This window comes from Aquibium carbonis (assembly GCF_003970795.1).
Classification (GTDB): domain Bacteria; phylum Pseudomonadota; class Alphaproteobacteria; order Rhizobiales; family Rhizobiaceae; genus Aquibium; species Aquibium carbonis.
The window spans coordinates 1-10,999 of sequence record NZ_RWKW01000159.1 but is presented as its reverse complement, the minus strand read 5'-3'; the positions used below and the strand labels follow the sequence as shown (position 1 = coordinate 10,999).

Here is a 10,999-nt window from a genome sequence, read left to right as displayed (position 1 = left end):
CTGCCATCGGCGGCGGTGACATGCAGCACGGAGGCCGGCGCCGCCGCGGGCGCCGTCGCCGCCAGCGCCCTGGCCCGCTCCCGCGACCGCTCCTCGCGATAGAGCACGTAGGCGCGGGCGACCTTGTGGTGCTCGCCGCGCATCAGCGCCAGCTCCACCTGGTCCTGCACGTCCTCGATGTGGAAGAGGCGTCCGGCGTCGGCCCGCCGCGCCAGGCCGGCGACGATCTGTTCGGTCAGGCCGGCGACGATGTCGTGGATGCGGCGCGAGGCGGCGGCGGACTGTCCTTCCACGGCCAGGAAGGCCTTGGTCAGGGCCAGCGCGATCTTCGAGGGGTCGAAGGGCGTGACCGTGCCGTTGCGCCTGACGAGCCGGTAGGCGGGCTCACGAGGGCCGGCCTCGACGGGGGTGGTCGGCGCATAGGCCGGGTGGCTTCCATTGGCGTGCAGTTGGGCAGTCGCAGTCATCATCATCCCCGATGCGCTGGGGACGGAGAGCAGGCGGACGCATGCGCGATTCCGGGCGGCCCGAGCCACCCGAAGCAAGCGAACCACCGGGACACCCCGCCCGTGGACGTTCACGATGTCTCGGCAGGTCTCCTGGCTCGCAGGTCGTGGCTGCTGTCGGCCTTCCCAGCACCCGAGGGCGCCAGTGGCTTCGCGTGACAGCAGCTCTCTGCTTACAGTTGCGGGGGCAGCGCCGGCATCGCACCGGCTTCCCTCTTAGCTCTCGATCTTGCGATTCGAGAGACCGTGACCACCAAGTCTTGTGTCCTGGAGGGGGTGGATGTCAATCCCGTGTGGCCGTGAAGGCTGTGGGTGGCAACCCGCGCAGGCTCAGTCCTCGGCGAGAATGGTCTCGATCCGGCGCATCTGCTCGCCCAGCATGTCGCAGTCGCGCGGCGACGACTGCGCCATCACCTTGTCGATCAGCGCCGTGTAGACGGCCAGCGCCTCCATCAGCAGCGCTTCGCCCTGCGGCGTCAGGGTCAGCCGCATGACGCGCTTGTCGCTCGCGTCGTTCTCGCGCCGCAGCAGGCCCTGCTTTTCCAGCTGCGGCAGGAGCATGGTGATGTTGGACCGCCCGACCAGCAGTTTTCGCGCCAGGTCGTGCTGCGACATGCCGGGATGGCGGTAGAGGTTCATCAGCATGTCGAGCTGCGCCAGCTTCAGGTCGAAGGGCGCCAGCGCCTTGGTCAGCGCGCGCACGACCGCCTTTTCGGCGCGCACGACGGCGATCCAGTTGCGAAAGCGCGGGTTGTCCCACGGGAGGTCTTGTTTTTTGTTCATGCTTGAACTAATAATGTTCATCGTTGAACGTTTTTCGGATTCCCACCATGGCATCATTTCCCCTGAGTGTCATCCGGTCCACATTTCGGGTGGCCGACCACCTGGCGCCCGTTCTGGCCGGCCGGGCGGCCTTCGAACTGTTCTGCCGCACGCCCGACCCGACGCGGCTGAACGACAAGGAACGGCGCGCCATCGCCCAGGCGTCCGCCTTCATGGAGGAGGCGCGGCACCATCGCCTGCCGATCCGCTCCGGCCATGTCGTGGCCCACGACTTCCGCCCGCCGCAAGGCACGCCGTTCCGGCGCACCGTGCTCGTCCTGCATGGCTGGCGCTCGCGCACCGAGCACATGGCGGCGCTGGTCGACGCGCTGCGGCGCGCCGGCTCGCGCGTGGTCGCGCTCGACCTGCCGGGACATGGCGCCTCGTCCGGCCGCCGGCTGACCATGGCCAATGCCGTGGAGGCGGCGAGCGCGGCGGGAGACTGGTTCGGCCCCTTTGCCGCAGTCGTCGGCCATTCCTTCGGCGGCGCGGTGGCGGTCAACGCCGTCACCGGCTCGATTCCGCGATTCGCGCCCGTCACCACCGACCGGCTCGTGCTGATCTCGGCGCCGAACTCGATGCCGGCCTATTTCGCCGATTTCGGCCGCATGCTGTCGCTCGGTCCGCGGGCGCAGACGGCGCTGTTCGATCACGTCGAGCGGATCGCCGGCCGGCCGCTGGAGCGCTTCGTCGGCGCCAGCCAGCTGGCGGAGGTGGAGGTTCCGACGCTGGTGATCCATGCGCCCGACGACAAGGAGGTGTCGGCCGAGGATGCCAAGGCCTATGCGGCGGCAGGCCGGCACGTGCGGCTGGTCTGGGCGCCGGGGCTCGGCCACCGGCGGATCGTGGCGGGACCGGGCGTGCTGGCGGAACTGGCAGGCTTCGTGGCCGGCGAGACGGATGTCTGCGCCGTGCATTGAGGTGGTGAGACGACTGCCGGAGGTGGCTTTCGGCACGGTTTCTCAGGTCTTCGGCTTGCCCGGCTCATGCGGCAGCCCGGCTTCCTTCCAGGCCGAAAACCCGCCTTCGACATGGCTGACGCGTTCGAGACCCATGTCCTGCGCCGTCTTGGCGGCAAGCGCCGAGCGCCAGCCGGCGGCGCAGAAGAAGACGAAGTGCCTGCCCGAGGCGAAGATCTCCCGGTGGTAGGGGCTTTCCGGGTCGATCCAGAACTCCAGCATGCCGCGCGGGCAGTGGACCGCGCCGGCCATGCGGCCCTCGCGGTCGAGCTCGCGCGGATCGCGCAGGTCGATGAAGGCGACGTCGTCGCGGCCGACGAGACCGGCGGCTGCGGCGGGCGTCAGCGCCTCGACCTCGGCATTCGCCTCGGCCAGGAGATCCTTGTAGCCCTTCTTCGCCTTCATGCTTTCCCCCGGGGTTTGCGCCGTCAGTGCCGGACGACCACCCGCGTGCCGACATTCACCTGGTTGTAGAGGTGGACGACGTCGTCGTTGGCCATGCGGATGCAGCCCGACGACATCGCCTGGCCGATGGTCCAGGGCTGGTTCGTGCCATGAATCCGGTAGAGCGTCGAGCCGATGTAGAGGGCGCGCGCGCCGAGCGGGTTGTCGGGGCCGCCCGGCATGTAGGCCGGCAGCTTGCGGCCCTTGGCGGCTTCACGGCGGATCATCTGCGGCGGCGGCGTCCAGCCCGGCCATTCGGCCTTGCGCGAAATGCGGTTGGTGCCGGCCCAGGTGAAACCGTCGCGGCCGACGCCGACGCCGTACTTGATCGCCCGGCCGTTGCCGAGCGTGTAGTAGAGGCGCCGTTCGGAGGTGTTGATGATGATGGTGTTGGGGCCGTGCGGTCCGTCGTAGCGCACGGTCTGGCGCGGGATCGGAGACTGGTTCGACATGCGCGGGCTGTGGCGGGCGGCCGGACGCTCGTGGCCGCCACGGATCACCCTTTGCCAGAACGTTTCCGATTCGGCGTGGGCCACCGCCAGCGGCATGCCGAGGCTCAGCGTCATCACCGCGGCGAAGATGGCGGCTAGTCGAAATCCGATCCGTCTCATGGTTTCCCTCTCTCGTCACTGTGCGGAGACTATCAATCGAGCGCGAAGGCTCAACCAACAATAGACCCGGTAACGGAAGGGTTACTGCGAGAAACTTCACGCGAGCACCGCTCGCCCGACCGGCGGGACAGGCCGGAAAAGCGCGTTTTCGCGCGACGCCTCAGCCGAGGTTCAGTTCCTTGAAGAAATCATTGCCCTTGTCGTCGATGACGATGAAGGCCGGGAAGTCGACCACCTCGATGCGCCAGACGGCCTCCATGCCGAGTTCGGGATATTCGAGCACCTCGACCTTCCTGATGCAGTCCTGCGCCAGTCGCGCGGCCGGGCCGCCGATCGAGCCGAGGTAGAAGCCGCCATGGGTCGCGCAGGCCTCGCGGACCTGGCGCGAGCGGTTGCCCTTGGCCAGCATCACCATCGAGCCGCCGAAGGACTGGAACTGGTCCACATAGCTGTCCATGCGGCCCGCGGTGGTCGGGCCGAAGGAGCCCGAGGCATAGCCTGCGGGCGTCTTGGCGGGGCCGGCATAGTAGACCGGATGGTTCTTCATGTAGTCGGGCATGCCTTCGCCGCGCTCCAGCCGCTCGCGGATCTTGGCATGTGCGATGTCGCGCGCCACCACGATGGTGCCCGTCAGCGACAGGCGCGTCTTCACCGGATGCCGCGAGAGCGTGGCGAGAATTTCCGGCATCGGCCGGTTCAGGTCGACCTCGACGACATGCGCGGTGAGCTTCTCCTCGTCGATGTCGGGCAGGTATGTCGCCGGGTTCGTCTCCAGCGCTTCGATGAAGACGCCATCCTTCGTGATCTTGCCCAGCGCCTGGCGGTCGGCCGAGCAGGAGACGCCGAGGCCGATCGGCAGCGACGCGCCGTGGCGGGGCAGGCGGATGACGCGCACGTCGTGGCAGAAATACTTGCCGCCGAACTGCGCGCCGACGCCCATCTGCTGCGTCAGCCCGTGGATCTCGGCCTCCATGGCCACGTCGCGGAAGGCATGGCCGTCCTCGCCGCCCGACGTCGGCAGGCCGTCGAGGTAGCGCGTCGAGGCGAGCTTCACCGTCTTCAGGTTCATTTCCGCCGAGGTGCCGCCGATGACGATCGCCAGGTGGTAGGGCGGGCAGGCGGCGGTGCCGAGCGTCAGGATCTTTTCCTTCAGGAAATCGATCATGCGGTCATGCGTCATCAGCGAGGGCGTGCCCTGGTAGAGGAAGGTCTTGTTGGCCGAGCCGCCACCCTTGGCCACGAACAGGAACTTGTAGGCGTCCTCGCCCTCCGCATAGATGTCGATCTGGGCGGGCAGGTTGTTCCGGGTGTTCTTCTCCTCGAACATCGACAGCGGGGCGAGCTGCGAATAGCGCAGGTTCTTCCTCTCGTAGGCGTCGAGAACGCCCTGGCCGAGTGCCGCCGCGTCGCCGCCCGGCGTCCAGACGCGGCGTCCCTTCTTGCCCATGATGATGGCCGTGCCAGTGTCCTGGCACATCGGCAGGATGCCGCCGGCGGCGATGTTGGCGTTCTTCAGGAGGTCATAGGCGACGAAGCGGTCGTTGTCGGTCGCCTCCGGGTCTTCGAGGATGGAGGCGAGCTGGCGCAGATGGCCGGGCCGCAGCAAATGGTTGATGTCGGCAAAGGCCGTTTCGGACAGGAGCCGCAGCGCCTCCGGCTCGACGGCCAGAATGTCCTGGCCCCGGAAACGGTCGACCGAGACGAAATCCGACGTCAGCTTGCGATACGGCGTCTGGTCCGGCGCGAGGGGGAAAAGGTCGGCGAGAACCGGCTCGGTCACGTTCGGGCTCCTGGCTGGAACGAAAAGGCAGCGCCGTTGTAGCGGCGCTGCCCGAAAAGTCCATCAGGAGGCGAAAGGCGCGCCGCCGACCGCGCCCTACTCGGCGGGCGTGGCGTGCATCAGGCTCAGCCCCTTGGCCGTGCGGTCGCCGAAACCCTTCCAGTACGTATGCTCGGGCTTCAGGCTCTTGTCCTCGTTGACGGCCCAGACGCCGTCCTCGGCCTTCTCGACGAGATCGAGATAGGCGTCCATCGCCGTGTCGCCCTTGAGGTGTTTGCCGAGGAAGGCGGTGGCGAAGTGCTGGGCGATGTTGTTCATGCGCACCGTGTCCCAGACCGGATCGGCATAATGGTCGAAAGGCGCCCGGCCGAGCTTTTCCGACACGGTCCAGGATTCGGCCGGCGCCGGCATCGGCGCGGCGGCGTTGTGGTTGGCCTTGTCGAAGGTCAGCAAATAGCGGTCGGCGTTGACCGCGCCCTCGTAGATTGCCTTGACGCCCTTTTCGTAGCCCGACACGTCGTCGACGCTGCCGGCGACGAAGAACATCGGGATCTCGATGCCCTTGAGGCCTTCGGCATCCCAGAAGCCGCGTTCCATGCCCCAGGGCGCAAACGCGATGGCCGCCTTGTAGCGTGCGTCGGGCAAGGCCGCGTGGCTGTCCGAGCCGGCGAGATGGATGCCGAGCGTGCCGTCCGGCGCGCCCCAGGCATAGTCGACCGACGCCTGCGTGACACCGCCGCCGGCGGTGATGACGGCGCCGTAGCCGCCCATCGAATAACCGACGAGACCGGCATTCGACGCATCGACGAGGCCGGAGAGGAAGCTCGAGGCGTCGCCCGACAGCCGCGCCATCTCGCTCAGGACGAAGATCTGGTCGAGCGAGCGGTTGACCAGCGTCGATCCGAACTTGTTCTGGTCGTTGTAGGTGGAATCGGTGTGATCGATCGAGGCGACGACATAACCCTTGGTGGCAAGATTCTCCGCCAGGTGGCTGAGCAGGAATCGATTTCCCGGATAGCCGTGCGAGATCACCACCAGCGGCCAGGCGCCGGCCTCGGCCTTCTTCGGCGCGGCGTCGCGCACCGCGCGGCCCTTCAGCGACACCTGCGTGACGCCGTCGCGCAGGAACACGCCCTCATAGGTGCCGCCGACGGCATCGCCCTCGGCCGGGTACCAGACCTCGACGGTGAGCGGCCGGTCGTAGCGCGGGTGGTCCTTGCCGGCCTCGACGTTGACGATGTCGATCTGGTCGGCATGGACGAGGTCGATCGTCCTCACCCCGATGGCGTCGTCACCGGGGAGGGCGAGTTCGGGCGCGTCCGGCCGTACCTGGTCGATTCGATTGTCCTGGGCCATGGCTCCGGTGCCAAGCACGCAAGCGGCTGCCAGCGCAACCAGCATCTTCTTCATCGTTTCATCTCCCTTTCGCCGACACGCGTGATGGCGTCGCCGACTAGCACCTAGGGTGCGTTTTCGACAGGGACGTGACAAGCGGAAAACGCCGAGGGAGCCGGCGAGGCCGCCGGGGCGGGAAAGCTCAGGCGCGGGCGCGGAGCGGCAACACGGCGACCGCGTCGCCATTGCGTTGCGCATGCTGCTGAAGGAGCCCCGTCGCCACGGCGGCGCTCACGGCGCGGGAATAGAGAAAACCCTGGCCGAGAACGCAGCCGAGCGACAGAAGGGTTTCGTTCTGCTGCAGGGTCTCGATGCCCTCGGCGACGACCCGGATGTCGAGCTTGCGCGCCACCTCGACGAGCGCCTGCACGATCGCGAGGCTCGGACGATCGTCGACGATGCGCTCGACGAACGACTTGTCGATCTTGATGATGTCGACGGGGAAATCGCGAAGATGCGTCAGCGAGGCGTGTCCGGTGCCGAAATCGTCCAGAGCCACGCGCATCCCCTTCGAGCGGAGACCTTCGGCCGCCCGCGCCACGCGCTTGTCCTGCCCGCCCATGTAGACGGTCTCGTTGATCTCCAGAATGACGTGCCTGAGCGGGACGTCGGCCGCTGCGAACGCGGCATAGATGCGGCTTTCCAGATCGCCCTGGCTGAAATCCGCGCTGGTGACGTTGACGCCGACATGCTGGAAGGGAATGCCCAGACTGAGCCACTCCCTGATGTCGGCCGAGACGGTGGCCAGCATGTGGTCCGTCAGCGTGCGGGCGATGCGTGCATCGGTCATCGCCTTCTGGAACGGGCCGGCCGCGACCACCCGCCCGTCGGGCATGCGTATTCTCGCCAGGGCTTCCAGGCCGACGATCTCGCCGGTGTCGATGCGCACGATGGGCTGGTAGTAGGCAAGGATGCGCCGATCGGCGAGCGCGTCCTCGATTTCGCGGATCGCCTGGACGCGCTGCGTCATTGCCGATCGCATGTCCTGCCGGTAGGGCACGAAGCTCCCGCGGCTTTCCGCCTTGCCGTGATAGAGCGCGAAATCGGCATTCTGGCACAGCGTCTCGGCGCTCTGCCGCGGGCCTTCGAAGATCGCGCCGCCGGCGGTGACGAAGGGCGTGATCGTTTCGCCGTTGAAGGTGAGGGGATGCCGCACGGCCTCGATCAGGCGGTTGGCCGCATCGGCCATCGCCGCTTCGTCGCCCTGTCCGGGCAGGAGGATGGCGAACTCGTCGCCGCCCAGCCGATGCGGCTCGAAGGACGGGTCGACGCTCCGGAGGCGATCGGCAACGGCGCGGATCAGAGCATCGCCGCCGGCGTGGCCGAGCGTGTCGTTGACGTCCTTCAGGTGGTCGAGATCGATCAGGATCAACGAGAAGGGCTGGTCGCCCGTCCGGGTCAGGCTTGCGACACGATCGAGGAAGCTCGCCCGGTTCGGCAGGCCGGACAGCAGATCGACATAGGCCATCTCCTGCATGCGCCGGACGGTCTCGTCGTGCTCGAAGGCAATCGCGCAGAGATGCGTGCAGTGGCTGACCACTTCGCGCTCGACGTCGCCGGGGCCGCGCGGCGTTCGAAAATAGAGCGCGAAGGTGCCGACGACGCGACCGTCGCGCGCCCTGATGGGGCTGGACCAGCAGGCGCGCAGACCGATCGGCAGGGCGAGGGCCTTGTATTCGGTCCATCGCGGGTCGGTCTCGATGTCGGTCGCCTCGATGGCTGCGCCGAAAAAGGCGGCGGTCCCGCAGGACCCTGCCGCGGGCCCGATCGAGACGCCGTCGATGGCCGACGAATAGTGCTGGGGCAGGGACGGAGCGGCGAGCGTCAACAACCGGCCATCCGGCGTGATCCTCAGGATGGAACAGATCGCCTCCGGGACGATCTTCTCGGCCTCGCGGCACAGTGTTTCGGCGACGGCCGTCAAGGTTTCGCCGAATGCGATCTTGTCGATGATGTCGCTCTGGAGGTCGACCAGCGAAGTCGACGCTTCTTCGGCGAAAGCATTGGCCTTCATCGGCGCCACTCCACTTTCGTTTGGAAAGCGATAGCCTGGACGCCGTTAAGGAAGGGTCAAATGAAAGGGGAAGAGGCGACGCACCTGGCTTTGCCGCCCTGCCCAGGGGCCGTGCGTCGCGCGACGATCCGGCCCGGGCCCTGCGCCCGTGTCGTCGAGGCGCGCTTCGCCGCGACGCCGGGAGAATGGCGTCGCGGCGAGATCGCCATCATCCCAGCGAGGCGGTGAAGCGCTGGATGCGGATGCAGGATTCCTCCAGCAGCGCCTCCGAGGTCGCGTAGGAGATGCGGAAGTTGGGGCCGAGGCCGAAGGCCGAGCCATGCACCACCGCCACGCCCTCGGCTTCGAGAAGCTCTGTGACGAAATCCTCGTCGGTGGCGATCACCTTGCCCTGCGGGGTCTTCTTGCCGATCAGGCCGGCGCAGGACGGGTAGACGTAGAACGCGCCTTCCGGCACCGGGCAGTTGATGCCGCGCGCCTGGTTGAGCATCGACACGACGAGGTCGCGGCGGCCCTGGAAGATCGCCTTGTTGCGGATCACGAAGTCCTGCGGCCCGTTGAGCGCCTCGACCGACGCCCATTGCGCGATCGTGCAGGCGCCCGAAGTCTGCTGGCTCTGGACGGTGTCCATCGCCTTGATGAGCGGCAGCGGCCCGGCCGCGTAGCCGATGCGCCAGCCGGTCATGGCATAGGCCTTCGACACGCCGTTCATGGTGAGCGTGCGGTCCATGAGCGCCGGCTCCACCTCGGCGATCGTGCGGAACACGAAGTCGCCATAGGTCAGGTGCTCGTACATGTCGTCGGTCAGCGTCCAGACATGCGGGTGCCGCAGCAGAACGTCGGCCAGCGCGCGCAGCTCGTCCCACGTGTAGGCGGCGCCCGAGGGGTTCGACGGCGAGTTCATCACCAGCCACTTCGTCTTCGGTGTGATCGCCTTCTCCAGCGCCTCGGCGGTCAGCTTGAAACCGTTCTCGATGGTGGTGTCGGCGGTGACCGGCGTGCCGCCGCAGAGCAGCACCATCTCGGGATAGCTGACCCAGTAGGGCGCGGGGATGACGACCTCGTCGCCGGGGTTCAGCGTCGCCATGAAGGCGTTGAACAGGATCTGCTTGCCGCCGGTTCCCACGATGGTGTGGGCGGCGGTGTAGTCCAGATTGTTCTCGCGCTTGAACTTGGCGGCGATCGCCTCGCGCAGCGGCACGATGCCCGAGACCGGCGGATACTTGGTCTCGCCGCGGCGGATGGCGTCGATCGCGGCATTCTTGATGTTGTCGGGCGTGTCGAAGTCCGGCTCGCCCGCGCCGAGGCTGATCACGTCACGTCCCTGCGCCTTCAGCTCGCGCGCTTTCTGGGCGACCGCGATGGTTGCGGAAGGCTTCATGCGGGAGAGGGCGTCGGCAAGGAATGCCATGGTTCAGGTCTCCTGAGGGGCTATGGATCGCCGTTTCGGCGGTTTTCTAATGTCCGAACGGGACGCGGATCGCAAGGGAAGTCGGCGGCCTGGGAGGGCAAATCCGGGAATTATTCGATCGTTAACCCGGCAAGAAGCCTTTGCTGCCATACCCAAGGACGAGAAATCCGAGGTTTCCAATGCCGCGCAGCGCTGGCCTGGCGCATATCGTCCGCAACGCCGACGGCACGTCGAGCGGGGTCTGGGGCATCCATACGCTGAAAAGCGCCTTCCAGCCGATCTTCGCCTTCGAGGGCGGCAAGCTGCGCATCGCGGCCTTCGAGGGGTTGCTGCGGGCCTTTCGCGAGGGCGAGAGCGTGCCTCCCGGCCGCTTCTTCGGCGGCGTGCCGGCGGTGGATCGCTTCCATGTCGAGACCCTGTCGCGGACGCTGCATCTCCTCAATGCCGCCGCCTGCCTGGATCCGGACAAGACGCTCTTCGTCAATTTCGACCCGTCGCTGTTTTCCGATCGCGCCGTGGTGGAGGTGGCGTTGCGCGACACGCGCCTCGTCATGCACGAGGCCGGCATCCATCCCTCCCGCGTGGTCTGCGAACTGACCGAGCAGAAGAGCGGGTCGCTGGCGGCCCTGCATTTCCTGGTGAGCCAGCTGCGGTCGCACGGCTTTCGCATCGCCGTGGACGATTATGGCGCCGACGATTCGGACATCTCGCGCATCGAGGAACTGAAGCCCGACATCGTCAAGTTCGATGCCCAGTGGATTTCGCGGCTGATGCAGTCGGGTCCGGGCTTCGCGCTGCTCAAGACCATGGTCACCACGTTTTCGGAGCGGGGCATTGCCACCGTGTTCGAAGGCATCGAGGAGCCCTGGCAGCTCGAGGTCGCCGAACGATGCGGGGCGTCGATGGTGCAGGGCTTCGTGCTGGCGCGACCGGAGCTCGCGCCGACCAGCTTCGCCGTCTTCTCGCACGAGGCCGACATCGGCGGCGGCCACGCGCCGGTCGCCGATCCCGATCGCGCGCCGCACGCCGTCCCCGCGACGGCGACGGCGACGGCGAC

General features: G+C 67.4%; 10 protein-coding genes and 1 riboswitch. Of the genes, 2 read left to right on the top strand and 8 right to left on the bottom strand.

The features are described from left to right. Both EJC49_RS25105 and EJC49_RS25100 read right to left on the bottom strand, forming a co-directional pair. Positions 1 to 467: ATP cone domain-containing protein (locus EJC49_RS25105; protein WP_245453560.1), on the bottom strand; the 467-nt coding region annotated here is incomplete at its 3' end. Between the two features lie 105 nt (positions 468 to 572). Beyond that, positions 573 to 770: riboswitch (cobalamin riboswitch) on the bottom strand. A 66-nt stretch (positions 771 to 836) separates the two neighbouring features. Further along, positions 837 to 1,289 (bottom strand): MarR family winged helix-turn-helix transcriptional regulator, encoded by a 453-nt coding sequence (locus EJC49_RS25100; RefSeq protein ID WP_126702661.1) that lies wholly within the window; start codon positions 1,287 to 1,289, stop codon positions 837 to 839. Between the two features lie 47 nt (positions 1,290 to 1,336). On the opposite strand from EJC49_RS25100, the gene EJC49_RS25095 reads away from it, so the two are divergent. After that, the gene (locus EJC49_RS25095; RefSeq protein WP_126702660.1) at positions 1,337 to 2,248 is read left to right on the top strand and encodes an alpha/beta hydrolase; all 912 of its coding nucleotides are present in this window, start codon (positions 1,337 to 1,339) and stop codon (positions 2,246 to 2,248) included. Positions 2,249 to 2,290: 42 nt separating this feature from the next. Here the strand turns inward: EJC49_RS25095 and EJC49_RS25090 are convergent, their stop codons facing one another. The 6 genes from EJC49_RS25090 to EJC49_RS25065 form a co-directional block, all read right to left on the bottom strand. Beyond that, positions 2,291 to 2,692 (bottom strand): rhodanese-like domain-containing protein, encoded by a 402-nt coding sequence (locus EJC49_RS25090; RefSeq protein ID WP_126702659.1) that lies wholly within the window; start codon positions 2,690 to 2,692, stop codon positions 2,291 to 2,293. Between the two features lie 23 nt (positions 2,693 to 2,715). Then, entirely contained in the window at positions 2,716 to 3,342 is a 627-nt protein-coding gene (locus EJC49_RS25085) for a L,D-transpeptidase (protein ID WP_126702658.1), read from the bottom strand. Positions 3,343 to 3,502: 160 nt separating this feature from the next. After that, positions 3,503 to 5,122 (bottom strand): fumarate hydratase, encoded by a 1,620-nt coding sequence (locus EJC49_RS25080; RefSeq protein WP_126702657.1) that lies wholly within the window; start codon positions 5,120 to 5,122, stop codon positions 3,503 to 3,505. Between the two features lie 96 nt (positions 5,123 to 5,218). Beyond that, complete coding sequence (locus EJC49_RS25075; protein WP_245453559.1) at positions 5,219 to 6,532, bottom strand: alpha/beta hydrolase family protein; 1,314 nt, start codon at positions 6,530 to 6,532, stop codon at positions 5,219 to 5,221. 127 nt (positions 6,533 to 6,659) lie between these two features. Next, entirely contained in the window at positions 6,660 to 8,531 is a 1,872-nt protein-coding gene (locus tag EJC49_RS25070) for a putative bifunctional diguanylate cyclase/phosphodiesterase (protein ID WP_126702656.1), read from the bottom strand. A 208-nt stretch (positions 8,532 to 8,739) separates the two neighbouring features. After that, a complete protein-coding gene (locus EJC49_RS25065; protein WP_126702655.1) occupies positions 8,740 to 9,942 on the bottom strand; it encodes a pyridoxal phosphate-dependent aminotransferase in 1,203 nt (400 codons plus the stop codon). Between the two features lie 179 nt (positions 9,943 to 10,121). On the opposite strand from EJC49_RS25065, the gene EJC49_RS25060 reads away from it, so the two are divergent. After that, positions 10,122 to 10,999, top strand: an 878-nt coding sequence (locus EJC49_RS25060) for an EAL domain-containing protein (protein ID WP_148106339.1), incomplete at its 3' end; no start/stop codon positions are given.